Origin of the sequence: Segetibacter sp. 3557_3 (genome assembly GCF_004354985.1) — a bacterium.
In the GTDB taxonomy this organism is placed as follows: Bacteria; Bacteroidota; Bacteroidia; order Chitinophagales; family Chitinophagaceae; genus Segetibacter.
This window is the reverse complement of the sequence record NZ_SMSK01000014.1, coordinates 107382-133837: the sequence shown is the minus strand read 5'-3', so window position 1 is coordinate 133837 and position 26456 is coordinate 107382. Positions and strand designations below refer to the sequence as shown.

At 45.3% G+C, this 26456-nt stretch carries 23 protein-coding genes; 5 read left to right on the top strand and 18 right to left on the bottom strand.

Annotated features, from left to right (window positions below):
* Positions 1-29: 29 nt before the first annotated feature.
* Entirely contained in the window at positions 30-2954 is a 2925-nt protein-coding gene (locus EXU57_RS18555) for a glycoside hydrolase family 3 N-terminal domain-containing protein (protein WP_207955528.1), read from the bottom strand.
* 260 nt (positions 2955-3214) lie between these two features.
* Here EXU57_RS18555 and EXU57_RS18550 point away from each other — a divergent pair, with 260 nt between their 5' ends.
* The gene (locus EXU57_RS18550) at positions 3215-4237 is read left to right on the top strand and encodes an LD-carboxypeptidase (protein ID WP_243745650.1); all 1023 of its coding nucleotides are present in this window, start codon (positions 3215-3217) and stop codon (positions 4235-4237) included.
* A 130-nt stretch (positions 4238-4367) separates the two neighbouring features.
* Positions 4368-5147, top strand: coding sequence for a porin family protein (locus EXU57_RS18545; protein WP_133269733.1), 780 nt, complete (start codon positions 4368-4370; stop codon positions 5145-5147).
* A gap of 264 nt (positions 5148-5411) precedes the next feature.
* On the opposite strand, the gene EXU57_RS18540 is transcribed toward EXU57_RS18545, so the two are convergent.
* The 11 genes from EXU57_RS18540 to EXU57_RS18490 all read right to left on the bottom strand — a co-directional run bounded on the left by EXU57_RS18540 (position 5412) and on the right by EXU57_RS18490 (position 14987).
* Positions 5412-5795: a VanZ family protein gene (locus EXU57_RS18540; RefSeq protein ID WP_165958201.1), complete on the bottom strand. Its 384-nt coding sequence runs from the start codon at positions 5793-5795 to the stop codon at positions 5412-5414.
* A gap of 85 nt (positions 5796-5880) precedes the next feature.
* Positions 5881-6444 carry a fasciclin domain-containing protein gene (locus EXU57_RS18535; protein WP_133269731.1) on the bottom strand — a complete coding sequence of 188 codons (564 nt, stop codon included), beginning with the start codon at positions 6442-6444 and terminating at the stop codon, positions 5881-5883.
* Positions 6445-7493: 1049 nt separating this feature from the next.
* Positions 7494-8324 carry an anti-sigma factor domain-containing protein gene (locus EXU57_RS18530; RefSeq protein ID WP_133269730.1) on the bottom strand — a complete coding sequence of 277 codons (831 nt, stop codon included), beginning with the start codon at positions 8322-8324 and terminating at the stop codon, positions 7494-7496.
* Positions 8325-8828 carry an RNA polymerase sigma factor gene (locus EXU57_RS18525; RefSeq protein WP_133269788.1) on the bottom strand — a complete coding sequence of 168 codons (504 nt, stop codon included), beginning with the start codon at positions 8826-8828 and terminating at the stop codon, positions 8325-8327.
* A 116-nt stretch (positions 8829-8944) separates the two neighbouring features.
* The gene (gene gcvH, locus EXU57_RS18520; protein WP_133269729.1) at positions 8945-9322 is read right to left on the bottom strand and encodes a glycine cleavage system protein GcvH; all 378 of its coding nucleotides are present in this window, start codon (positions 9320-9322) and stop codon (positions 8945-8947) included.
* Between the two features lie 50 nt (positions 9323-9372).
* Entirely contained in the window at positions 9373-10179 is an 807-nt protein-coding gene (locus EXU57_RS18515) for a peptidylprolyl isomerase (RefSeq protein ID WP_133269728.1), read from the bottom strand.
* Positions 10180-10188: 9 nt separating this feature from the next.
* On the bottom strand, positions 10189-10533 hold the full coding sequence (locus EXU57_RS18510) for a hypothetical protein (protein ID WP_133269727.1): 345 nt from the start codon (positions 10531-10533) through the stop codon (positions 10189-10191).
* Between the two features lie 179 nt (positions 10534-10712).
* On the bottom strand, positions 10713-11873 hold the full coding sequence (gene galK / locus EXU57_RS18505) for a galactokinase (protein WP_133269726.1): 1161 nt from the start codon (positions 11871-11873) through the stop codon (positions 10713-10715).
* An 8-nt stretch (positions 11874-11881) separates the two neighbouring features.
* Positions 11882-12829, bottom strand: a complete 948-nt coding sequence (locus EXU57_RS18500) for an aldose 1-epimerase (protein WP_133269725.1) — start codon at positions 12827-12829, stop codon at positions 11882-11884.
* 27 nt (positions 12830-12856) lie between these two features.
* The gene (locus EXU57_RS18495; RefSeq protein WP_133269724.1) at positions 12857-14017 is read right to left on the bottom strand and encodes a hypothetical protein; all 1161 of its coding nucleotides are present in this window, start codon (positions 14015-14017) and stop codon (positions 12857-12859) included.
* Positions 14001-14987 carry a DUF2157 domain-containing protein gene (locus EXU57_RS18490; RefSeq protein WP_133269723.1) on the bottom strand — a complete coding sequence of 329 codons (987 nt, stop codon included), beginning with the start codon at positions 14985-14987 and terminating at the stop codon, positions 14001-14003. The genes EXU57_RS18495 and EXU57_RS18490 overlap by 17 nt, the downstream gene beginning before the upstream one ends.
* 319 nt (positions 14988-15306) lie before the next feature.
* On the opposite strand from EXU57_RS18490, the gene EXU57_RS18485 reads away from it, so the two are divergent.
* The gene (locus tag EXU57_RS18485; protein ID WP_133269722.1) at positions 15307-18765 is read left to right on the top strand and encodes a methylmalonyl-CoA mutase family protein; all 3459 of its coding nucleotides are present in this window, start codon (positions 15307-15309) and stop codon (positions 18763-18765) included.
* A 713-nt stretch (positions 18766-19478) separates the two neighbouring features.
* On the opposite strand, the gene EXU57_RS18480 is transcribed toward EXU57_RS18485, so the two are convergent.
* The 6 genes from EXU57_RS18480 to EXU57_RS18455 form a co-directional block, all read right to left on the bottom strand.
* Positions 19479-19838, bottom strand: a complete 360-nt coding sequence (locus EXU57_RS18480; protein WP_207955527.1) for an HNH endonuclease — start codon at positions 19836-19838, stop codon at positions 19479-19481.
* Between the two features lie 133 nt (positions 19839-19971).
* On the bottom strand, positions 19972-20703 hold the full coding sequence (locus tag EXU57_RS18475; protein ID WP_133269721.1) for a LytR/AlgR family response regulator transcription factor: 732 nt from the start codon (positions 20701-20703) through the stop codon (positions 19972-19974).
* Complete coding sequence (locus tag EXU57_RS18470; RefSeq protein ID WP_243745649.1) at positions 20700-21737, bottom strand: sensor histidine kinase; 1038 nt, start codon at positions 21735-21737, stop codon at positions 20700-20702. The genes EXU57_RS18475 and EXU57_RS18470 overlap by 4 nt, the downstream gene beginning before the upstream one ends.
* Positions 21738-21741: 4 nt before the next feature.
* Positions 21742-22101, bottom strand: coding sequence for a DUF4288 domain-containing protein (locus EXU57_RS18465; protein WP_133269720.1), 360 nt, complete (start codon positions 22099-22101; stop codon positions 21742-21744).
* A gap of 46 nt (positions 22102-22147) precedes the next feature.
* Positions 22148-22927 carry a LiaF transmembrane domain-containing protein gene (locus tag EXU57_RS18460; protein ID WP_133269719.1) on the bottom strand — a complete coding sequence of 260 codons (780 nt, stop codon included), beginning with the start codon at positions 22925-22927 and terminating at the stop codon, positions 22148-22150.
* Positions 22928-23565: 638 nt separating this feature from the next.
* On the bottom strand, positions 23566-23886 hold the full coding sequence (locus EXU57_RS18455; RefSeq protein WP_133269718.1) for a hypothetical protein: 321 nt from the start codon (positions 23884-23886) through the stop codon (positions 23566-23568).
* Positions 23887-24904: 1018 nt separating this feature from the next.
* Between EXU57_RS18455 and EXU57_RS18450 the strand changes: the two genes are divergently transcribed.
* Together EXU57_RS18450 and EXU57_RS18445 are read left to right on the top strand one after the other, a co-directional pair.
* Entirely contained in the window at positions 24905-26020 is a 1116-nt protein-coding gene (locus EXU57_RS18450) for a mechanosensitive ion channel family protein (RefSeq protein WP_133269717.1), read from the top strand.
* A 154-nt stretch (positions 26021-26174) separates the two neighbouring features.
* Positions 26175-26411 (top strand): hypothetical protein, encoded by a 237-nt coding sequence (locus EXU57_RS18445; RefSeq protein ID WP_133269716.1) that lies wholly within the window; start codon positions 26175-26177, stop codon positions 26409-26411.
* Positions 26412-26456 lie beyond the last annotated feature (45 nt).

Genomic DNA, 26456 nt, shown 5'->3' with positions numbered 1-26456 from the left:
TTATTGGTAGCGGGTGCTCTAACGAATGGCTAATTCGCAGCTGTTGACTCCTGTGTTGGCTTTATCGCTTTGTAGATTGCTTCATGAATGTTTGACCGGACATTCATTTTGATCAGCCTGTTCATATCGCCATTAGGTGCAACCCGGTTCGAAAGAAAAATATAGATCAGGTCGGCAGCAGGATCAACCCATACGCCAATGCCGGTATAGCCGGTATGCCCGAAAGTAGCGGGCGAGGCACTCCTGGTTGGATAGGGATCCTTGCGGGTAGCATTATCTTTCTCCGGCTTGTCGAAGCCAAGACCCCGTCTGCTGATTGGGCTATGGTAGGCCGTGAAATAGTCAATGGTTTCTTTCTTAAGCAACCTTACACCGTTGAGTTCACCCCCGTTAAGGAGCAGCTGGTAAAGTTGTACCAGGTCGTATGCGTTGCTGAAGAGACCTGCGTGGCCGGCCACACCGCCAAACATTGCTGCCCCCTGGTCATGAACATCACCCCTTAGTTGTTGCTTACGAAACTCCTTATCCAGTTCTGTTGGAGCGATTTCATCTTTAGCAAAATGGTCAAGGGGCCTGAACCCAGTTGTTGTCATATTTAAGGGCAGGTAAAACGTTTGCCGCACGTATTCTTCCAACTTCTGCCCACTTACTGCTTCAACCACCTTACCGAGAAAGATAAAGTCGTTATCGCTGTACACATACTGGTTTGCAGGACCTAACGGGCTCCTTAGTATTCTTTGTAACAGCGTGTCTTCGTAAGCCCGATTAAGATAAAGGTTTTCAGCCACCCGGGTAGGAAATGCTTCGTTAGGCGTAGTTGAATAAATTCCCGGGTAGTATCTACTCTCTGCATCGAAAGTGGAGCGATAAAATGGAATGTAGGCAACCAATCCTGCCTGGTGCAACAAAAGATTCTCGATGGTGATACCCTCTTTATTGGAGCCTTTTACCCAAGGCAGGTAATCGCCCAGTGTTTTCTTTAGATCAAGCTTGCCTTCTTCGTAAAGCTTCATAACGGATACAGTAGTGGCCGAGGTCTTGGTTACCGAGGCAAGGTCAAATATGGTCTCGCGGTTGAGTACTTCCGTGCTGTCGTAATTGGTATGTCCATATGCTTTGTAAAACCCAACCTTTCCTTTGCGTGCAACCAGCACTACGCAACCGGGGGTAGCGCGTTGTTTAACTGCGTCGAGTGCCAGCGAGTCGATCGCTTTTAGAGCGTCGGGGTTAAAGCCGACAGAGTCGGGGACCACTTCCGGAAGGTATTCGTTGATGCGGATACCGCTACCAAAAGGAAGCTTTGGTGAAACGGTTACGGGTAATTTTCCTTTGGCTACAATCTTGCCTTCAAGTAAATCCGCAGCGGCATTCTGGGTAATTTCATCATCCTCATAGCAAGCAACCAGGTTTGGCGCATTACTGATATTTTTAATCGCGTATGGATTGCCGAATGCAAGGGTGACAGATGGCACTTCGTCCTGGAGCCTGTTAATGAAGTTTAAAGCGGAATAGCTCAGGGCAAAGTTTGCAGCGGGACGCCTGCTATACGCATGCATGCCGATGACTACCGCATCGTATTTATCCTTCATTACCTCAGTTAGCATCGGCACGGTGCCGAGATCCCTTTTGTAATTAAAAAGGTAAACGTCGGCTTTATGATCGGCTTGAAGCCTTTTGGCAAACGCATTTGGTTTGTCAAGCCCGATACCGATATAGGCAATACGTTTTTTATGATCGAGTGGCACCAACGCTTCGTCGCGGTGCTGCAACAAGGTTAATGCGTTGGCAGCCAAAAGGCGGTTGATCTTGTTGGTTTGTTCATTCAGCGCACTTGTAATGTTAGCGGTATCAACGGGGGTCAGCCGGCTGAGGCCAAGGGTGTATTTTGCAAGCAAAACTTTCTTCACCCTATTATCAATATCATCCTGTTTGAGCCTGCCCTGCTTTATGGCTGTAACAATCTTTTCAATGCTGGCCGGCACATCACCAGGAAGGCACAACATATCATTGCCTGCAATGAGCGATTGTACCGAGGCTTCTCCTGAGGGGTAAAATTTTGTGACACCCTGCATCTCGAGTGCATCGGTGAAAGTCAATCCCTTATAACCCAGTTCTTCACGCAGCAATCCCGTTACATTTTTGTACGAAAGGGAGGTTGCCTGGTTTTCGATATTGTCGATTGCCGGAATGTAAAGGTGTGCAATCATCACACTGCCTACACCTGCTTTAAATATTTCACGGAAGGGATAAAGCTCAAGTGAGTCCAGTTGTGCCCTGCTCTTGTTAATTACCGGCAGGTCAAAGTGGCTGTCGACGTCGACATCGCCATGTCCCGGAAAGTGCTTGGCACAGGCCATCACGCCAACATCCTGCATTCCCCGCATGTATTCGATCCCGTAAAGGGCAACCTTGTACTTGTCTTCACCAAAACTGCGGTCGTTGATAACCGGATTGTTTGGATTGTTATTTACATCCACATCAGGAGCAAAGTTTACATGAATGCCCAGCCTTTTACATTGCTCACCAACAGCCCGTCCGAACTGGTACACAAGAGCGGCGTCGAGAACCGCTCCAATCATGAGTTGACGCGGAAAATTGATGACGCTGTCGAGGCGCATACCCAGTCCCCATTCACCATCGATGCTGATCATCAACGGCGTTTTAGCAATGTCCTGGTAGTAGTTGGTGAGTGTTGCCTGACGCACCGGGCCACCCTGGAAAAAACAAAGTCCGCCGACATTGTATTTTTGAATAAGCGCGCTTACCTCTTCCACATGCTTTTTACCAAGATTGCTGTGCGCCCTTATAATCATCAGCTGCGCAATTTTTTCTTCTTTGCTCAGGCCGCTAAAAACACTGTCAACCCAACGGTTTGCAACGGCATCCGCGGGCTGAGCAATTAAGCCCGTTGTAAACAAGCTGAGTAGTAGAACTAATACACCGGTTTTCTTCATATCCATTTCTTAAAATAGGGCTACAAGTTAGTATAAATCAACATCCCCCTTAACGATTTAAAGCAGTTCAACTGTTAAATGCAGGAACCTACAACCTCCGTTTCGATCAAATAGCTGAGCCGTTACGGGCGATCGCAAAAAACTCCCCATTGGTATATCGTGCCTGGGTCAGGTGCTTGACACTTATGCTAAAACAGCATAAGTTTGACCTCGAACCGGGTGCAGGCTGAAAATTCCTATTTTTATCCCGAAGCGCATAAATGAACCGAAAAAAATTTCTTCAAACCCTGTTACCGCTTTCAGTTGGAGCGATGATCAGCCACAGGGGCTTTAGCAGGAACACGGTTCCGGATTTCCCGGTCGCATTGCCGCCAAATCTTAAGGCCGGAGATACCATTGGGATAACCTGTCCTGCAGGTTTCGTAACACCGGAAAAGATCCTGAATTGCGCGGCAATACTCAAAAACTGGGGCTTTAGAGTATGTTATGGGAACACCGTTGGTAAACAGTGGATGCGCTTCGGGGGGACAGACAGAGAACGGCTCGAAGATTTTCAAACTCTCCTGGATGATGATAACATCCATGCGGTACTTTTTGGCAAAGGGGGTTATGGCACGATGCGGATCATCGACCAGGTGAACTGGGAAAAGTTTCGTGAGAAGCCAAAATGGCTGATCGGCTATAGTGACCTTACAACTGTACACCTGCACGTTCAGGCAAACCTGGGTATCCCTACCCTACATGGTGACATGGTTACAGGTATGTCGGGCGATTATGACAGGTCTTCATCTACCTTGTTTGATGCTTTACACGGAATTCCGTTACAATATGCTTTCAGGGGATCAGCGATGAACCGCCCCGGGTTTGCAACAGCTACTTTAGTGGGTGGGAACCTTAGTATGATTGCAGCCTGTGCCGGCAGCAAAAGTGACATAAATACCGCCGGTAAAATCTTGTTTATCGAAGAAGTTTCTGAATACAAGTACACAATTGACCGTATGTTGTTGAACCTGAAACGTTCCGGTAAGCTGGACAAATTGGCCGGGCTCATCCTTGGCGGTTTTACGGCGGTTAAGGTCGACCAGGAGGAGACCTTCCAGATGTCAGTCGAGGAAATCGTTTACGAGAAGGTGAGGGAGTATGGATATCCCGTATGCTTCAATTTCCCTGCAGGGCATATGAAAGACAATTGCGCGCTAAAGCTCGGTGTTCCTCATGAACTAACGGTCAACCAAAAAGAAGTCACCCTTGTTGAAATCCCCCAACCTTTGGTTTCAGGTTAATGTTGCACTCCTCTGCTTTGGCCTAAATACAAGGTCTGTTCGGGGCATGAATCCAGCCTGTTATGAGCAGCATGTGCAATACTGCGGTTGTTTTTGAGTTATCTTGTTGATTAATCCAAATTGCCGATTTATGAAAAAGATCGTTCTCGTGTTTGTTGTTTTCGTCTTGTCTAACACACTGGCTTCTGCACAGGACTGGCGAGTGGGACTAAAAGCCGGCTTAAGTATTCCGAAACTTCGCGCAAGCAGCGACGACGAAGCATTTAGTTCCGGGTACAGAACGATTCTCGGCCCACAAGCGGGTTTATTGGCAGAGTACAGGTTTAATGACCTTTTTTCAATACAAACGGAGGTCAATTACTCCGCACAGGGTGGTAAAAAGTCTGGTAAGCAAAAAGTCAGGACCTCCATATTTGCTGCTATGGTGCCAGTAGGTTTAAACCTGCCGGAATACCTGTATGCAAATTTCAACAGTGAAGTAGCATTGAGTTACCTGGAAGTACCTGTGTTAGCGAAATTCAGTTTCAGCACTTCAAGTCTTTCCCGGTTGTCCGTTTATGGCGGCCCCTTTGTTGGGTACCTGCTCGAAGCGACAGGCAAATCAGCGGGGAAAAGCAGAATTTACACGGACGGAGCTCAGACGACAGAATTTACAATTCCAGTTGGAGGGGTTCCGGTTGCCGTTGGTGTTCAGGATCTTACAATGAAACAGGATATAACCGAACAGTGTAACCGAACTAATTATGGTTTACAAGGCGGGATTTCGTACGCGTATACTTTTTCGCGGTTCGAGGTATTTGCGGCGGCAGGTGGCACTTACGGTTTCAGGTACCTTCAAAAGAATGCTGATCTTGGTACAAACAAAACAGGTGGAGCCTTTGCAAACATCGGCGCAACGATCAGCTTATAGTAAGGGTTGTGCTATCGATATTCAGCCTATGTCATTAACAGATTTTTAATTAATCCTTAGTCCTTTCGGCCTGGAAATTGCAAATTCTTAAGAGCCGGTGGATGAAAATAAGCAAAAGTTGTATATAGAAAACTTTAACAACGGCTGCAAGTTATCCGGCATCAAATTTGAAATCTATCTTATACGGTTACTGAGAAGTAATCAAATTTTCTCATAAGCAGTTAGTTTTGGTTGCGGCCCCGATTTCCATCGGGGCCTATTTTTTTATACAACTTTCACCAGGTACTTCCTGGCCCACAAATAGGCGCAAGCACATCCAAGTGTATCGAAAATAATATCCCAAAGGTCGAAGGACCTGTTTACAACGAAATACTTCTGAATAACTTCAACTACAAGGCCGTAAAAAACTGCGGCAAGGCTGATTTTAAAGTAGAGTGCCTTTCGGGTGGCAATGTTTTCCAGATGCCGTACGGGCCGGAAAAATAGGTAACAGAGTATGAAAAAAAGAAAGCTGTGAACGAGCTTATCAAAATTAGGAAGTGCAAATATTTCTTCCCGTGGCAGTTGATCGCCGGGAATGAAAAAAAGAATAGATGAGAGAATCAACCAGCATATTGCCGGGACAAACGAGTCGGTCAGGTTTCTCAATGAGGATGATTTCAGCGCAAAATAACATAAAAAAAAAGGAGCCACCCCTGGCTCCTTTCCATCTGAAAAAAAACTCCGCTAAGAGTTAGCTTTTCGGGATCTCCACACTATCAACTACGTGAATTACGCCATTGCTTTGGTACACATCTGCGATGGTTACATTACTCATTCCGCCATTTTCATCTTTGATCATGATCTGGTTTCCTTTTGCGGTAAACGTTAATGTACCACCTTGAACGGTTTTAGCAGCGAAAGAACCGCCATTGTCTTTGATCATTTTGGCCAAAGACTTACTGTCGATACGACCTGGAACAACATGGTAGGTCAGGATCTTTGTAAGTGTTTCCTTGTTTTCCGGTTTAACAAGTGTTTCAACAGTTCCTTTTGGCAGTTTTTCGAAAGCTGCATTTGTTGGAGCGAATACAGTGAAAGGACCGGCACCACTAAGTGTTTCTACCAGACCAGCCGCTTTAACTGCAGCTACTAAAGTTGTATGATCCTTACTATTGACAGCGTTTTCGACAATGGTTTTACTTGGATACATTGCCGCACCACCAACCATTACTGTCTTTTCCTGTGCATTAACAGCAGCGGTAAATAAAACTGTAGAAAGGCATAATACGCCAAATGATCTTAATACTTTTTTCATGAGTTGTTTAATTAAAGTTGTTTTTATTAATTGTTGATTTTATGCATCTACGTGACGCGGTGATCATTGGTTTTAATATTTTTTCAAGTTTTTATTTTTTTTTGCTAGTGATAAACGTTAGATAACTAAGTGATTAAAGAGATTAAACAGAATGACTAAAATGGGTAAAGGGCGGGAAATAATTTGTATTGCAATTCTGCACGTGAACAATTTATTATCACGTATTGTTTAATAATAGATCGTGCTATACCGGGAGGTTGTTATTTAACTGATAGCATTTGTTTAGATAGTTATGGATTTATTCTCCTTGTAGTGATAAAACATTTATCCATAAAGAAGTGAATCTATTAAACAAATGAAAGTGTTTGGGTACGCATTTGAAATGCTTCCTGAATTCATTTAATTAATAATTCAAATTGCGTTTTATTATGTATTTAAGCATGCAGCTTGCAAACTTATGTTGTAAAAACAAATGCATTATGCTGAAGTCAATCCTATCCTGATTTACAGATGTATAAATAATACCTGGTATGGAGTTTTTTGCTGCTCCGGTTTTAGTATGCTATTCTAGCACTATTTAATCATTAAGCAGTTTATGAACGATAATAGATTAATCGCTAGTAAATGACGTCGTTTTTGCAGTAATCAACTGCCTTAATTCATTAATGTAAATCTGAGTGTAGACAATTACTATCAGCAATTATTTAAGTTGCTCAACATTATTTTTTTGCCGAATACGGCACAGAAAGTACAAGTGAGTGACACAACGATGCCGACGGGAGTTGCTAAAGCCGGTCTCCAAAAAAATCTTATTGGAATGGATTATACCCTGATATAGTGCAATACCTGCTTTTCGGAACTGTTCCAGGTCCCTCTGTTATAATCTAAAATAGCGATCCGGATTGTTAGGTCCAATCCGCAGGACTATTTGATTTCTTTGGTGCTTTTTTGAATAAAGCATTAAACAAGAAAACTACTGGAATTGGTTAGGATTGTGTTTAGGACTATACGGGTGTGAGGAAGTGCGGATCAAGCGCAGTGAACTTCTACTAAACTTCGGTATAAACTAACATTTGGCTCATCGTTGGAGTTGGGCTTCCCCCGGCATTTTCAAGCGTAATTGCAAAACCTTGAGCGCGTTGAATATTTTTCATCTTGCATACTCCGGGGCATTCCATGTCTAGTACACCCGCATCAACAGGTTTGCCGTCTACAAGGGCCCAGAGCTGGTATTGCTTGCCTGGAATTGGGGCAGGCAGTTTGTTCGCCATTACATAAACATCTTTAGAGCGTCCGTCCCAAAACAGCATGGCCATGTTATCCTGCTTGCCTTCTATGCCTGGCATTTTAAACATGTTCATGTTCGAGTCGGCCATCATTCTCACGGCGGCTTGCCAGTCGTGCAGTTTGGTTTGCATAACCTGGTTGTTTGCCTGAAGGGTGTTTCGGTCAGAAAGCAACGCCTGGTAGCGCTCGGAGGTATCTGAATAACGGTTGAAGAGGTAGATATTAAACGCAGCACTGGTTAACAAAAGGATGATGGAAGCTGCAGCGGCAAATTGCCATACTTTGTAACCTGGTGGTTGGGTTAACCTTTGTGATGAAGTGTCTTGCAGCGGAACGATGATGGCGCGATCATCTTTTGACTTATTAAACTCCCCGGCCAGTGTGTTCATGATATTCAACTTCACTGAAGGAGGAGGCATAATTGCATCGTGAAAAGCATTGTGCTCTAACGAATGTGAAAATTCATCGATAGCTGTTTGTACCTCGGGATACTTTAGCCTGAGTTGGTTTACTTCCGTAATTTCCTCGTCAGTAGCAATACCCAGCACATAGCTCTCGATAACTCCACTTTGTATGTATGCTCTTATATCCACTTACAATTGAATAACTTCTTTTAGTTGGGTTAGGGCGCTCCTCATCCGGGTTTTTACGGTTCCCAGCGGAATCTGGAGCATTTTTGATATTTCATCCTGTGTGTATCCCTGGAAATAAGACAATTCAATCAGGATACGATAGTCTTCTTTAAGTTTGCTCACCAGCTTCTTAAGGCCAATTTTGTCTGTATTCAGCTGGGTGCTTCCTCCCATATCGTAAATGTTTTCAGTTAGCTCCCTGCTTTGCTGGTTCTTTTGAAAACCTTTACTTCTTACTGTATCGATACTTGCGTTCCTGGCAACATTTAACATCCAGGTAAATAGCCGCCCTTTCGAATTATCGTAACTTTCTATTTGCCTCCATATCTTAATAAACACCTCCTGCAATACGTCGTTTGCGAGCTCTTTATCCGGGACTATATTTAATATAATCGAATAAAGCGCCCCGGAGTAGTGATCATACAGGTAGCTAAAGGCATCTTCCTGCCGCTGTTTCAAGTACATCACTAATTCCGACTCAGTATATGAAATAACATTACTCAATAGCGGGAACGTGGGGTGTTTGCCTTTCGGCCGATGGAGTGAACTAGATACGAAGAATGTAATATCATGGTTTTGCGTTAAGCTACAATTGCCTCATAAGCTTCGGCATCAAGGAGGGCCTCGACATCGGTGGGATCATTAACAGTCATGCGTATCATCCAGCCAGCACCATATGGATCGGTGTTTACAAGTTCCGGCTGGTTTGCGAGAGCAGGGTTAACCTCGTCGATGGTTCCCGCAACGGGCAAAAATAAATCGCTGACGGTCTTTACAGCTTCAACAGTACCAAAGGTTGCTTCTGCTTCGAACGACTTGCCTGTACTGTCGATATCAACGTATACGATGTCTCCCAATTCTCTTTGTGCAAAATCGGTAATGCCGATGGTTGCCGTGGTTCCTTCAAGTTTCAGCCACTCGTGGTCTTTGGTATAACGGAGATCGGGAGGAAAGTTCATGTATAGCTTTTTTGTAATTGACTAATATGGATAAAATTAAAGGAAAGCACTCAATTAAGTAGTCTCATTTTCATACGAATGTCCTGAATGGGGCGGTCGCCCGGCCCTTTTGGTGAACGTGCAATCTGGTCGATGATTTCCAGCCCGGTTATAACTTCGCCAAAAACGGTATAGCTCTGATCTAAAAAAGGTGTGCCACCGATCGTGCGATAGGTTTCTTTTTGCAACTCGGTATATTGAAACGTAGGATTGGAGGGTTGAACTCGTCCAACAAATACTTCATCGAGTTCTGCAGCAGTATAAGGTTTGCCCTGAACGATGTAAAACTGGCAATTGCTGCTCGCCTTTTCAGGATTGTTATCCCGGGCGGCTGCAAGTGCACCTTTTTTGTGAAAGCATGCCGGATTAAACTCAGCAGGTATACGGTCACCAGGTGCTTTTCCCATCCCAAGTGGCTGGCCGGCTTGCGCATGCTTACTATTTGGGTCGCCACCCTGGATCATAAAGCCTTCAATAATGCGGTGAAACAAAAGGCTATCGTAAAACCCTGTTTCAACCAGTTTGATAAAGTTGTCGCGGTGTAATGGCGTGCTGTCGTACAGCTTTGCAACGATTACACCCATATCGGTGGTAATCTCTACCAGCCTTTCAGTGGATGGGGTTACTACCTTTTTTACCGGTTTTTTTGCCACGGGCTTCTTTACCGGAGTTTTGGCAGCGGGCTTTTTAACAGCTCCTTTCTTTTGTGTGGGAGTGGTTTTTTGAGCCGGGGTTTTCTTAACCGGCGGTTTTTTTGTTTGCGCCCATGGTGACAGCGCAACAAGGCAGCTTAAACAAACGATGAAAAGTCGGAACATCTTTCTTTATTAGAATTCATTTTTTTCGAAATAAAGCAATACATGATCTTTCAGAAAGTTTTCCTGCTCAATCATATTCATATCGGGGATGGCTTTTAGTTGCCTGAAATGTGGCCAGCCATCCGAGTCGCGGCGCTCGAGTTCATAAAACCCGCTGGCGCTCATAACTGTACAAACCGCCACGTGCATCAGGTCCTGCTTTTCTTCTTTGGTAATCTTTTCCTTCATATAACCCGTTTCCTGCATACCTATCAAGAACAGTACGGCTTCCATGTCGGGCTTTTTACCAAAGCGCTCCAGCATTTTGGCTTCCAGTTTCCACCACCTTGACTGTAAATCGTCAGCGTAATTCATAACGGCGCAAAAATAAGGGATTGTCTGATCGCCGGGTCAATCTGCTGCAATATGGGATGTTGGAAGTTAGCGGGACAGCTGCAAAACCCTAAACATGTTTGTGCCACATTGGTTCATTCCGCGGGTACATGCCTGCTGAAGTGAGCTTCCGGGTGCTGTTTTATGAAAAGTAGCACGGGTTAACCACCAATCGCCTCGTAGGTGCCGTCGCTTGTGGCAACTTCGTAAACTTCGGCATCGATGTCAAATGTGGATTTGTACTCAGTAGTAATCGTTTCAACTATGGTATTCCAGTGCTCTTTCCTGATGAGGTTTATGGTACAGCCACCGAAACCACCACCCATAACCCGGCTGCCAATGATTTCAGGGTATTTTCTTGCCTGCTCAACCAGGAAGTCAAGCTCGGGACAACTTACATCGTACAGTTTACTTAAACCCTCATGTGTTTCATACATCAACTTGCCCAATCCCTCAAGGTTATTGGCTTCGCAAAGAAGTGCGGCCTTTTGGGTCCTTGCTATTTCCTGGGTAACGTAAAGGCAACGCTTGAAGATGTCGCCGCCCAGGTCAGATTCGTGTTCCTGTACCTGTTCGGGGGTTATATCCCGGAATGTTTTTGCATCGGGGTAAAAAGATTGCAGCGTTTTCAGGCCCTGTTCGCATTGTTGCCGCCGAACATTGTATTCGCCACTTGCCAGCGAGTGATGCACTTTTGTATTTATGAGAATGATCGAATATTCTTCAAGACTAAGCGGTAAGTATCGATGTTCAATCGTCAGGCAGTCGAGCAGGATCACGTGGTTCATCTTTCCCATCATGTTTGCATACTGGTCCATGATGCCGCACATAACCTTTGGGAAAGTATGTTCAGCTTTCTGGCCCATTAGTGCTATGGTTTTCCGGTCTAATCCAAGGCTAAAAACTTCATTTAAGGCTGTCAGCAGTCCACACTCCACTGCTGCAGAAGAAGAAAGACCGCTTCCAATTGGTATATTTCCGCCAAAGGCGCAGTCAAACCCTTTGATGATCAGCCCTCTTTGTTGGGCCTGGTCAATAACGCCGAGTACGTAGTTCTGCCAGCCATCGATCGGGTGAATATTGTCGAGACTGATTTCAAGATGCTCATCAAGATCTACGCTATAAAACCTGGCCGAGTTAGTGCCATTCGGGGCAACGGCATACCAGATACCCTTATCAATTGCCGCGGGAAGTACAAAACCAGCATTGTAGTCAATATGCTCACCAATGAGGTTTATACGGCCCGGGGAATAAAACAGTCTTGCGGCTGATTTATACTGCTCATAAAACTTTTCTACGACAAGGTTGGAGGATGTAGACATAGCGGTTGTTAGTAGGTTTTGGTGACAAATGTAGTGGTAAAGCAACCAGACTGACCTGGTTCCAGCACACGAAGACCGATGCCATTGTTAAACGTGTTTGGGGCGGCACTCAGGTTTTCGATGGCAATACTCTGCCGGTGTGGCGGTGTATAAACATGAAGGTAGGGATAAGATCGGGATGGACGTATTTCAACGGCGAGCCTGTTTTTTGGATTTCTGATTACACACATTGGCTGACATTCTGCAAAATTTAGTACAAAAGAATTATCCAGGTGCACATTTCCCAACGTGGTGATGGCGCTGAAGTTGTCGTTAGGTATCAGTTCGCCCGTGGGTATCAGGTCATGGTCTAGAATGATTGACTGCTTGCCCTGGAACTCCAACTGGTAGTCGTTAATGCTACCGCCAAGGGTAAAGTACGGGTGCCAGCCATCAGCAATGGGAAGCAGCTTATCACCCGTGTTGTAAATGCAGGTTGTCAACTTCAGCATATTATCCGGCTGCAATTCGTATTCCACCTCGCATTTATAACTAAAGGGAAACCCTTCGCAATTGCCATCATAAAGCACTGCTAACCTGACTACGGCACAGTGATCATCGTTTCGGGTTTCTGTAATGGCAAACTCCTGGTCATACAACAAACCATTGATCGCATGCCCACCCCAGTTTGATGGCAGCGTATACATACGTTCACCAAATCGATAGCTGTTATTCCTGAGTCGGCCGGGGAATGGTGAAAGTTTTGCGCTTTTGAATGTCGACTTGATTCCTGTAATGGCTTCAGTGGGTGAATGGTATCCGTCAATTACGTTTACCAGTTGGCTTTCATGCTTAACACAATACTGGTTCAATAAAGCACCTAATGTGTAGATTTCAACAAAGCTCCCCGTCGCTGAATCCGTGAGGACGATGATGCCCGGATTTGATGCAGATGGTATGTTGGTTTTGAATGGCATGCAATTGCTTTACCTACGAGTGCGAAGCTAGAATCGTTCGCCTGCACCTGCTCCCCCGAAACTTCCACCCCCGAAGGTGGTATCATTTTGAACGGTTTGTGTGTTCCCAAACGCTTCCCCTACAACCACAGCTTCAAGATTTGCGCCTTCAGCGCTTTCGTCATCAGCCTCATCGAATGTAAATCCATTCCGGGGAACCCGAAGGTATCTCATTATCCCGTATGATGATACCACGGTGAACAGGCCGGCAATGAGCATAGCTACTTCAGCTGTAACTATTGGAAAGTATTGGAGGAACGTAAGCACGGCGACCCCTGCAAGTACGAGACCTACCCGGAGCAGTGTGCGGTCTTTACGTGCAATTCCGAGTACAACATAAATCAGCGGCACGAGCAACGTCCATGTCCATAAAAATCCCGGCAACGGGAATGCATACACTGATCGCGTCCTCTGCCCGATATGCTGACAGATGAGCACCACAACATGGAAGTTTCCCGACGCGTACAAAGTAAATAATGCAAGAATGCCGATCCACTTCAGGGTATTGCGATAGTATAATGCAGCCTGGTAGCGCAGGCCCCGGATGCTAATGAAGTAGATCAGCCCTGAAACGGCAGCCATCACAAAAGGGAATGTTTGCAGTGCAGGGGATCCTAACTGAAGGTAGCAAAAAAATACGAAGCTCAGCAGTGCCAGGATTGCGACAATCCCTATGCTTGCATCGGAAAAACGAAGACATAGAAAGGCGCAAATTACAAATGCAACAAGGCTGATAAAAATCTCGAAAAGGCCATTTTCGCCCATGTTCATACTCGCCCCAATTCCGCCAATAATCAACCAGGCAGTTGTAAACATCAAAATATTATCTACCCCTGAATTGAAGTGATTTTTTCGCGCCATTATCTCGAGCATAACATAGCAAAGTAGTCCATAAAAAACCAGGAAGCCGCTGATTGAATTGTACAATTGAAAAACGAGCACCAGCAGTCCCGCTGAGAGCAGGAGAATAATAATCGTAAGCAGGCCGAGACCAGCTTGTGCAACAGGGCCCGGTTGGTACAACTTCACCGGGTAAGCCGTTTTTATGGATGTACGCTGATCTGCTGTAATATAGCCCACATTCAGGGCTTCATCAGCCTGGTCATTTACATGCAGGTTGAACAATTCTGTTTTAGGATAGACCAGCATGCTTCAGTCGTTTATTCTGTTGAATTAAAAAGATTACAAGAGCGATTGCGGAACCAATCAGGTATAATAAGGTCAGGTAAAGGATGCCATCACTTCCCATGAGGCGGGAGAGCCCGTGGAGAATTACGTAGCTCATTGCGATATAACTATAAAGGGTGCTTACCAGCACGAAGTAAAACGATCTTTCCCTTACAGCGTCTTTGTATTGAAAGTAGGCTAAGAGAACGATGGCAAAAAACCAGGCAGGGTACAACGATTCAGCTTGCGCCATAGCTGCAATCAGCGATACATACAACAGGTGTATACCAAAATTCCGATAGGTGAAGCTGAAGTGGGGCTTAAGCTTTTTTGCAGTAGAAAGGAACCCCGCTGCCAGAAGCGTTCCACCCAGTAGTATACCCGTAAAGGTTATGCGGTCGGAGCTAAAGTTGTTGTTTTCAAGCAACCTCATTGGTGTGATGCTGATCCCCACCCATGTAGCAAGATTGATGATTGCCAGGCTTAACACGCCGAGGTGGTCAAAGTAATAGGCACTAAAAAACAAGATGACCATCGGTATAAACGTAGCCAGTCCCCAGCGAGTTCCGAATACGGAAAATTCAAATTGCAGGTAAGCAACGAGGGTAAGCATTAAAAGGCAGCCCAGTAACAGGATGTAGTCAAAAAGCACACCCGGCGACTGTACGCTGCCATAATCAAAACCTGCTGCTTTTTTGAAGGCGTATGCAAAGCAACCCGCGCAGGTGAGCGCAATAAAGCCAACAATGGACAGGTGACCAATTTCGTTGATGTTCTTATAAACAAGGATGCCGAGGCCCGTGGTAAGCAGGAGAATACCGAGGTAGAGCAGAACCTTAAGTTCGCCACGAACATTTATGATGGGAAAGACGTTCTCCGTTCTGATCCGATCAAGGGCTTCACGATCAAGGTAGCCCTCCTCATGAAGTTTTTCAAACAACGGTATGTCCATAAGTTCGCCTTTTTGTTTGAAAGATAACTTGTAAGTGTGACTAATGAAAGCTGCAGCTACGCTCTTTTACCAAGGGGTAGCTTTGCGTTTACGAACGGGGAAGGGGAGCAAACCCGGAGGTAGGGGGGAATAGCCAATCAAGGTTTGGGGTTAATCAGGGGAGAAGCAAAGCCATTCTCCATTTTAACTCAGGTTTTCGCCTTCCTGAGCCCGATATGGTGGACTGATTACCATCCGGTGTTAACTACTCTGTCGGCGAATACCGGGTCTTTGCCGAGCCCGAAATACACTAAATTTGTCAATACTCAACGATTGAACTATGAAGGAGACCTCCACAGGTAAGGTGCGGATTGTGACAGCGGCATCACTTTTCGACGGCCACGATGCTGCCATCAACATCATGCGACGGATTATGCAGAGTAAAGGGGCCGAGATTATTCATCTCGGACACAACAGGAGTGTTGCCGAGATCGTGGAATGTGCAATTGAAGAAGATGCTCAAAGCATAGCCATTACCAGTTACCAGGGTGGTCATGTTGAGTTCTTCAAATACATGAAAGACCTGCTGGATGAAAATGGTTGTGGTCACATTAAGATTTTTGGAGGGGGTGGCGGAACCATCCTGCCTGCGGAAATCAGGGAACTGCACGACTATGGGATTACCAGGATCTACAGCCCCGATGATGGTCGCAAGATGGGGCTTGAGGGTATGATCGAAGACGTTGTCAACCAGTCTGCCGCCGGTAGCAAGCCTGCTAATGGAAGTTCAGGAAACCATGAACCACAAAGCGCTTACTGGAACGCACCCCAAAGATGGAACGGTAAACTTCCCCTCGCTGAAGTCAAGGACGTCCGGCGGATAGCCAGGGCAATTACCCTTGCTGAAAACGGGTTTGATAATGACCCGGCAGCAACGGAAAAGGTGGCTGTACCACCGGCCAGTGTTGACCCAGCCCCTGTCGCAAAAACCTCAGCTGTGCTTGGAATTACAGGAACTGGTGGTGCAGGTAAGTCGTCGGTAACAGATGAGCTGGTGCGGAGGTTCCTTCGTGCTTACACCGATAAGACAATCGCCGTTATTTCTGTTGATCCATCTAAGAAAAAAACCGGGGGTGCATTGCTCGGCGATCGCATCCGCATGAATTCGATACATCATGGCCGGGCGTATATGCGCAGCCTGGCCACCCGCGAAAGTGATAAGGCATTGAGCAATTATGTGCAGGAAGCTATTGACGTTTGCCGGGCAGCAGGGTTCGACCTGGTAATCCTGGAAAGTGCCGGGGTTGGTCAGAGTGATGCCGCCATACTGGATTATGTTGACGTTAGTGTGTACGTGATGACCCCCGAATATGGTGCTGCTTCACAGCTTGAAAAGATCAACATGCTCGACTATGCCGATGTTGTTTGTATTAACAAGTTTGATAAAGCCGGTGCAGCAGATGCCCTGATCGATGTTAGAAAACAATACAAACGCAACCACGGATTATGGACAGCCAAAGACGAGACACTGCCGGTTATTGGTTCTATTGCGTCGAAGTTTAACGACGAGGGTATCAATAAACTGTTTTTTGAAATCATGAAGGCGGTTGAACATAAAACCGGTATTCGTTTTAGTGAGGAGCCGATCGTTGAGATTGTTTCAGCGCACTCGATCAGTGGATTGATCATTCCACCAAAGAGGGTGCGCTACCTCTCGGAAATCTCGGATGAAGTTCGCCGTTATAATAAACTCGCTAAGGAGCAGGCTGAGCTCGCCAGCAGGCTTTACCGGCTTAATGGTGCGTTGGAAATTCTCAATGAAAAGGGAAGTACGGCAGCGCTTTCCAGTCCTGATTTAACTGCAGTTAAGGAAGGTATTGAACAACAATTATTGCCTGTAAATAAGAAACTGATAGCCGACTGGCGAGGTACCAGGGAAAGTTTTCAGAAGCCCTTTTTTGAATACGAAGTAAGGGGTAAGGTTATCCGGCAACCCCTTTATGTTGAAACACTCAGCGGTACTAAAATACCAAAGATTGCCGTGCCCCCGTACCGCGATTGGGGCGACATCCTGCAATGGCAATTACAGGAGAACTTTCCGGGGGAGTTCCCCTATACGGCAGGGGTCTTTCCCCTGAAGCGGGTAGAGGAAGATCCAACCCGGATGTTTGCCGGTGAAGGCGGACCTGAGCGAACCAATAAACGGTTTCACTACGTTTCTCTTGGCCAGGCTGCCAAGCGCCTGTCAACGGCTTTTGACAGCGTGACCCTCTATGGCGAGGACCCGGATAAACGCCCGGACATATATGGTAAAGTGGGCAATAGCGGGGTAAGTGTTGCTACCGTTGAAGATGCAAAAAAACTATACAGTGGTTTCGATCTTTGTGATTCGAAGACATCCGTAAGTATGACGATCAATGGTCCGGCTGCAATCATCCTTGCTTTTTTTATGAATGCTGCGATCGACCAGCAATGCGAAACATGGATCACTAAACACGATAAGTGGGAGGAAGTCGAACGGATTATTGCAAAAAAGTTTGAGCACGCGCCGAGACCGTATTATTATAATCCTGCGTTCCCCGAGCGTTTGCCTGAGGGAAACAATGGTCTTGGTTTACGATTACTCGGTGTTAGCGGAGATGAGGTTTTGCCGGCTGACGTTTATGAGGGATTAAAAACACTCGCGCTCACCCAGGTGCGTGGTACAGTTCAGGCGGATATTCTCAAAGAGGACCAGGCCCAGAATACCTGCATATTCAGCACCGAGTTTTCCCTGAAACTGATGGGTGATGTACAAGAGTATTTTATCACCAATAACGTACGAAACTTCTATAGTGTCAGCATCAGCGGCTATCACATCGCTGAGGCAGGCGCTAACCCGATTAGTCAACTTGCATTCACGCTTGCAAATGGATTTACGTTCGTGGAATATTACCTGAGCCGGGGTATGCACATCGACGACTTTGCACCGAACCTGTCCTTCTTTTTCAGCAACGGTATGGACGCCGAATACAGCGTTATCGGCCGGGTAGCCCGGCGGATCTGGGCAAAGGCGATGAAGTATAAGTACAATGGTGCCGAACGCAGCCAAAAGCTGAAATATCACATACAGACCAGCGGTCGCAGCCTGCACGCCCAGGAGATCGATTTCAACGATATCCGAACTACCCTCCAGGCCTTATACGCGATTTACGACAACTGTAACAGCCTGCATACAAATGCCTACGACGAGGCGATCACTACACCTACGGAAGAAAGCGTTCGCCGGGCGATGGCCATACAATTGATCATTAACCGTGAACTGGGTACGGCGAAAAACGAAAACCCTAACCAGGGAAGCTTCCTGATCGAAGAACTAACCGATCTTGTTGAAGAGGCGGTGATGATAGAATTTGACCGGCTGAATGAACGGGGCGGTGTATTGGGTGCTATGGAAAGGATGTATCAACGCAACAAGATCCAGGAAGAAAGCCTTTACTACGAACACCAGAAACATACGGGTGAACTGCCATTGATCGGTGTAAATACTTTTTTGAACAAGCAGGGCAGCCCAACCATTTTGCCTGCTGAAGTTATTCGCAGTACTGCCGATGAAAAGGAACTGCAGGTAAGCAACCTTCAGGCCTTCCAGAAAAGGAACCAACACAAAAGTGCGGAGGCGTTAAAGCACCTGCAGGAAGTTGCCATTGCGAACGGTAACCTGTTTAATGAATTGATGGAAACGGTGAAGTATTGCAGCCTTGGTCAGATTACACATGCACTGTACGAAGTTGGCGGGCAATACCGGCGAAGTATGTAGCTACGGCCAGTATCACATTTTATGTTGAATGTTGAATTTTACATGTTGAATGGATGTGGGTGACGCGAGTTAAGAATTAAGAGTTAAGAATGCAGAGTGGAACGGTGTAGGGAGTTAAGAATTAACAGTTAAGAATGCAGAGTGGAGCAATATGTGTCAGACTATGACCCTTTATTTTATGTTGAATGTTGTATGATAAATGTTGAATGAATTTTGGTGTCGTGAGAGCAGTTAAGGGTTATGAATGGAGAGTTCAGCGTGGAGCGGTGTGGAGAGTTAAGAGTTCAGAGTGGAGGGTCAGGGGGAGTTAAGAATTATGAATGAAGAATTCAGCGTGAAGCGGTCTGGAGAGTTAAAAGTTATGAGTTAAGAATGCAGAGTGAGTAATACGTGTTAGACCATGACCCGCTATTTATGTTGAATGTTGTATGGTAAATTTTGAATGGAAGTGGGTGACGAGAGTTAAGAATTAGGAGTTAAGAATGCAGAGTGGAACGGTGTAGGGAGTTAAGAGTTTTGAGTGAACCACTGAACCAGTCAACCTATTAACCATTCAACTTTTCAACCTATCAACTAATCAACTTTTCAACTGATCAACCAGTCAACTTTTCAACTTATCAACCAATCAACTAATCAACCAGTCAACTTTTCAACGAGTCAACCTATCAACCGATCAACCAGTCAACCATTCAACTGATCAACCAGTCAACCACTCAACTAATCATCCGTTCGAAATAAAACACCACCGGTTGTTCCTGCTCAACGACAAGGCCGTAGCGCTTGGCGATTTTGTATTGGGTGTTTCTTTCGTTTAGGTGTTTCATAAACCCGGCTACCAACTGCCTGAAGTCTTCCAGCTTCATAGCATGTTTATTGATGTTGCAGCTGGCGCACGCCGGCATAAAATTCTCCATACAATCCCTTTGCGGGTACCTGCATTCACCTTTTTTGTATTGCTTTCGCCGGATCGGTTTCAAATGGTCAACGTGCCAACCGCGGGTGAGCATACAACCACAGTAAGCGCACCTGCCGTTGTATTTGTCGAAAATTAACTGTCGCTCTGCTTTAGTCACGGGTTTGGTTTATCAACGCTAATTTACAAGGCATTTTCTTTATCGCCTTTTTCGTGGGCAACTCATCCTGTCGTGTTGATTTTTCCCCAAACCTGATCCAATGGTCAACAGTGCTCAACCCTTTGTTTATTGGTCAGATACCCAATGCCGCTTTTAGTTTCGCATAGCCTGCTTTGCTCACAGGTAGTTTTTCGCCAGTCGTTAAAACCACCACGTGACTCTCTTTTTCATAAGGATCAATGCGGGTAATCAGTTGTATGTTGATGATATATGAACGATGTATCCGGAGAAAAGCCTGTGGGTTCAATACCTCCTCGAAATAGGCCATCGTTTTTTTCTTCAGAAAAGCCCCTTGTTCCGTGTATATTTTTACGTAGTCGTCGGCGCCCTCCATATACCGGATGTTTGCAGTAGGTATAATTTTAATCTTTCCGCCATCCTTTACCACGATGCGATTGGTTTGTACGGGCGAATGTGCAGCTGTTTCCAGTATCGACGCTGTTGGGGGCAGCACCTTAGTTTGGGTGATTGCCTTTTGCATTGCCTTATCAAATCGTTCCTGGCTAAATGGTTTTAACAGGTAATCCACCGCATGTGTTTCAAACGCCTTAATTGCATATTCTTCGAATGCTGTAGTAAAGATTACCTGCGGTAGCTTATCCACGAGTTCGAGCATTTCAAAGCCGGTAATTTTAGGCATTTGGATATCGAGAAATATCAGGTCCGGTTCGTGTTGTTGAATCGCTTTTATCCCTTCAAAGCCATCATTACATTCCTGTATGATTTCGATGTTGGGATATGGTTTCAGGTATTCCCGCACCAGGCTACGCGCCAATGGTTCATCATCGATTATAATCGTCTTCATACAATTTGAGGAATAGTTACAGTGGTAGTAAAATGATTTTCTTCATGCCTGGTTTGTAGCAGGTCGTTGCGGGCAAAGGTCAGGTAAAGCCTTCGCTGTATAGCGCTAAGTCCAAAACCGGTACCGGCCGGTGGAAGCGTTTCCGTGTCAAACGGATTTTGAATACTTACCCGTAGCATTCCTTTTTCAGACCTGGCCTGTATGGTTATGATAACCTCACCAACGGTATCGTATAATCCAAACTTGATGGCATTTTCAACAATTGGTTGAAGCAGCATTGATGGCAGCTTCATGGTGAGGGTATCATCCGCGATGGTTATCTCCGTTTTTAACCGGTAGCCAAAACGAACCTGTTCAATGTCGAGGTATAGCTGCAGGTAAGTTAGCTCTTCAGACAGCGTACTCCATAACAGCTGATCGTTCCTGATGGAGCTCCTAAGAAAGTCGGACAGTTGTTGAATCATATGCCTTGCCTTTTCAGGCTGGATTACCGTTAAGGCGCTAATTGAATTCAAACTGTTGAATAAAAAATGTGGCTGCAGTTGCTGGCGTAGTTTAAAAAGCTCGGCATCTTTTACAATCCGCTCTGCTTCCATCTTCCTGTCGTCTGTTTCTTTTTGTTCCTGTTGCGTGTACCATAATAAACTCATCATTGCCATGCAGGCTACCATTAAAAATGCTACCCCATAACGCAGCGATGTTGACCTAAGCAAAAGGGCCATATATTCGGTATCGGCACCTAATAAGGTCCATAGCGCAACCCGCACCATTACCAGCCATGCCGCACTTAAACCAAGACTCACCAGCAACACATACCAGTACTTTTCCTGCCGTGGCAGGTAGTAGCGCATATTGTTGCTGATCACCAGGCAGGTGGCTGCAAGCAGGGAATTGCTCACGATACTATCGACAAACGCAGGGTACGGCTTCAAGCCAAAGTCGAGCAAAACCATTAGCTGCAAGACCGACCATATGAGCCACCAAATCGCAAAGGCAACTTTAAACTTCAGGTCCGAAAGTGATGATGTTGCCAAATTTTCAATTTAATGCGGGCGCAGCGTATGAAGCAGTTTCAAGTAAGTGTGCCGAGCGCAGTTTTATAAAACGAATGTAGCTTTCTCCGTCATCCTCTTCAGCAATCCTTGAGTACACTTCTGCTCCGTCCACCAATTTATCCAATGGTTGCAATTCTGCAATGTCAATAAATTTCCAGCAAACCGGTTTGTTCACCTGGTTAAAAAAATTGTCTTCTTCGCTTTTGCCAATATACCGCGCTTTGTGATAAGCCTGCAAAAGATCCACAGCTTCAATAAGGCGTAATTGTTCATCAAATTGCGGGGTATGCGCCCCATCACCACAAACAATACGGTAAATCAGTTTCGAAATATACCATTTCATAGCGGCTGTTTTAAACGATTTAAATATTTAGGGATCCGCATAGTTTTTAATAGCTCCTGATATCAATTCCGCCAAACACTGCCGTGCCTTCCAATATCAATACTTTGGATGGATTAATATTATTTGCATTGATCGATCGCTTATCGTCAATGCCACCAAATACAACCGTCATTTCCGATTTTATTTCCCAATGACCGGGTACAATTAATTTACATCCGCCAAAAACTGTAGTAATATCAAGTGATGCTTCCCCTTGAATGTCGGCCTGTGTCAGGTCGATTTCCGCACCGCCCATAAAACAGGTGATTTCGCCACCGCGAAAATTCTTGGATACCATTATTTTTTTTACCCCGCCGAGTACGGCAGTGGTGTCAATAAAGTCGCGTTCTTCAAATCTTACCGGCATATCGTTCTGCTGATTAGTGGGCCATTCATTTGTTCCTGCTTCATTATATCGGTTCATGCGATTGCGTCTTCCTTTCCAGCCGTGCCTGGGGCGAAAAATAAAAAACAGGCCAACAACAATGATAATTATGGGAAAGATGTAGGTGCGGATGTTTAGTTCAGGCATGTAGCGGTCGATCACGTGAAACAGTCCAACAACGATTAAGATTGGTCCCGCAGGGCCTCTAAGTTTACTCCTGATACTAATGATTACGCCGATAACGATCAACGCCAGTCTCCAGGAAATTAACCATTCCGGTATGGGCGCACCCATTTTATAGGCCAGTATTAATAGGCCGGCTGCAATGAGTATTATGCCCGTAAAAACGCGACCGTTGTTTTTCTGATCCAGGGGTTCCATGATGTGTGTATTTGATTTCATAAACCAAAACTAACCGCCGGATGTTACTGCGGCAACGGCAATTAGGTTGTTGCTGGTGCAAAAGGCGGTAAACGGCGGGAAAACGACGGTGAAAGGATTAAGGCCAATCATCTGGATTCAGTAATCCGTGGACAGCACTGGCGGGAGAGAACCTTGGATCAGCATAGCAATGTTCGTGGCTTTGTAACCTGTGCCCTTAATAGTTCTTGTTTAAACGATTGGGGGCACTACAAAACAGCTTACTGCGCTTATACAGTTTTTTTTTGGTGACGAGCCGGAACGCATGGATGATACATCCTTGCTACGCTCAGTTCAACAGTTGGTTCTTTGGGGAACGAGGCTTTATTCGCGCAAGTGATTCGCGACAACCATTTATTGATTTAAGTACAGTCAATCGCTTCGTGTAAGGAGGCAGCTTTGCATAATATGTTCCGGACGTACCATCACGCCTGGTGCGACATTGTTGATTACCGCAACATCAAGGTGGAGAACAGTTAGAGCAGTTGCGAAAAATTGGGTCAGTATGGCTTCCCACATCTTCCCTTTTCTTGGAGTTGCTGTTAGGCACCATTAAGATGTTTACGCTGCTGTTTAATGCACGTGCGATCAGCCCGGCATCAGCCATTTACTATTGTGCTTTAGTTTAACTCAGCCTGCTTTTTTAGTCCTGCGCTAAGTTGTTTCAATACAAAATTTCTTCTTTCAAAAAGAACTGTGATGTCCGAAAAATCAGGCTTAATCTGTTCGTCTTCCTGTACAATCAGGGGTTCACGGCCAGCAATAATATCGAAGATGTGTTTGAAAATAAGTGACCTGTCCTGGTAGGTCAGCGGCTCTTTTGTGGAAGAGTAAACAAGGTAATTGATGTTGTAAATAATGCTGTTGAGCGCGTACTTTTTGTCCTTTGCAGTAATAAATTCCTTGGCCCACTTGTTTGCCATAAGTCTGTACTTTGCCATGTGTAATGTTTATTAAGGTGGATAGGTTGAGTCTCCCGGCAATGACAATCGTGAGGTTTGCCCGTTCGTGAAACAACATTACTGTTGTGGTACCTGTTATTTATAAACGAATTATAGCAAGCAAATATTTTCAGGATTTAATTAAAAATATCCTGTTGTGACACCTGTATGTTGGTACAAATAACACGGCAAGCTGGCTGATGTAGTTGATTGCTTCAACAATCGGTAAGCTGACTTAGATACAGGTGCAATAGTATGGGGTGGCAATGAATCACTTTCGAAGTACCGCGCAAGCAGCAGAAAGTGTTTCGAACATGCAATCGAACTTGAATGGAAGATAAGAAGACAATTGAATAATTCTGATTAAAATATATTAAAAACCTTTCGAAAAAAAATTCATTTGGAAGCATCAATGGTAGTACCTGTGTACCTGATGTAAAGCCTGAATACTGTTGCGAATCCCTGCTCGCGATTAATCCTGTTTCAAACACCTGCTTACATATATGCTGTCCTACTTATAAATGTTTTAAATGATAATTAAGCCTGAGCTTCATCACGGTAGTTTATGCATCTGTACCGGTTAAGCTGTATTCAATAAAAGTTTCCAGGGATCTAAAGATCCGCTTTTGTCAATCATAAAAGCCAGGCCTTCAACGCACAAAATTTTTTCCTATACCATCAAACGCCTATTCCCAATCTTTTTTCCATTTATTTATGTTACCGCAATATTCTAATTCTTATCCATGATGTTGATCCTGGTATGGCAGTAACTCCGCTCAGTAGCGTACAAGGCGTACAAGGGAGTAAACCCGTCCGACTGGCGCGGCCGGGCGGACAACGCTATTCAATCGGAATTCAAACCCGGGGTCGCCAAAACATTAAGCCGCGATGGAACTGATCGCTCTGGCGAGCACGTGAGTAGAGCCCGCTATAACCCGATTCGTAGCTCCCGAAATGAATAGCCTTAATTTGCGGGCAGATACGCACACCTATAACATAAACTTTTAATTTCACGCGCATGTGGAATGACCTTCAATCATACATTCACCGGTTGCCCGATTATGCATGGAACCTTTTGCTTGCCTGTTTGGCAATTATCAGTGGTTTCATTGTAAAGTGGATACTCGATATTGTTGTACATTTTCAATCGAAAGGCAGCCCGCGTTTTTCCTTTTTTCAGTCTGTTATCAATCGGCTTGGGCAACCCTTTACCATCTTTCTTCCCCTGCTTATCTTAAACCTGGTGTTGCCACTAATGAAGTTGCAGCCGGGTGTATACTACGTTATCGATAAGGTTATCGGCATCCTGCTCATCATTTCATTTGCGAACATTTTGTTGTCGATCGTAAAGGTTGCCGAAGACTATGTGTACCACTACTTCGACCTGAACAAAACGGATAACCTTAAAGAACGCAAGATCAGAACCCAACTCCAGTTTGTACGTAAGCTGGTAACGGGTTTAATTGTCATTCTGAGTATTTGTATGGTCCTGCTCAGTTTCGATAGCCTTCGCCGTGTTGGCGCGGGTTTACTTACCGGGGTGGGCGTAGGTGGGGTGATACTTGGCTTCGCTGCCCAGCGATCATTAGGCAACATTCTGGCAGGGCTCCAAATTGCATTTACCCAACCTATGCGAATAGATGATGTGTTGGTGGTTGAAGGCGAGTGGGGCAGGGTGGAAGAAATTACGCTTACTTATGTCGTCTTGCACATCTGGGATGACCGACGCCTGATTTTACCAATCAACTACTTTATCGAAAAGCCATTTCAAAACTGGACCCGGTCTTCCGCTGAAATTTCAGGAACTGCCTTTTTTTACCTCGACTACACGGTACCGGTGCAAGCCTTACGCGAAGAATTCAACCGCCTGTTGCAAGCCACCGAGCTTTGGGATAAACGGGTGAACCTATTACAGGTTACCAATACAACAGACCGGGTGATAGAAGTACGAACCCTCATGAGTGCGCGCAATTCGTCGCAGGCATTTGATCTTCGTTGTTATGTCAGGGAGAACCTGGTAAAATTTGTACAGGATAATTATCCCGACGCCTTACCAAAAACAAGAGCGGTGACCCAGGCGCAAAATCCACCCGGTGGCCCGGAAGCGCCGATTGCAAACCTAAGCCAGGGTTAGCCACTGTATGCATTTTTACAGCAGGGCACCAGAATAGCATGAACAATATACCGCAGCCTTTGTGGAGCATTTTACAGGTTTTTACCCCTGATTTATGCAGCGTTTTTTATTGATGTGAGGGCATTGTTTTTGTGTTGCTTACCAAAACCATAATATGCAAAACCAATCATTTCAGTTGATGCTCGACGGCGTTCCTTATGAAGTAAGGGTAAGTCCTTTTCAGTTTAATGAAGCTACCAGGTACAACATTAGTATAAATGGCAGTGACGAATATGTTTTTGCATACGACGACAATGTGAGTCAATATGTACCGCTTTCCGACGATAGCTCAACAATACCGCAAAACATCGAGACTGAAATCGGTTTGAGATTGTTGGCGATGAACTCGTAAACAAACAGCATGAAAGAACACGGGTAATGCAGGGTACCACCGGTT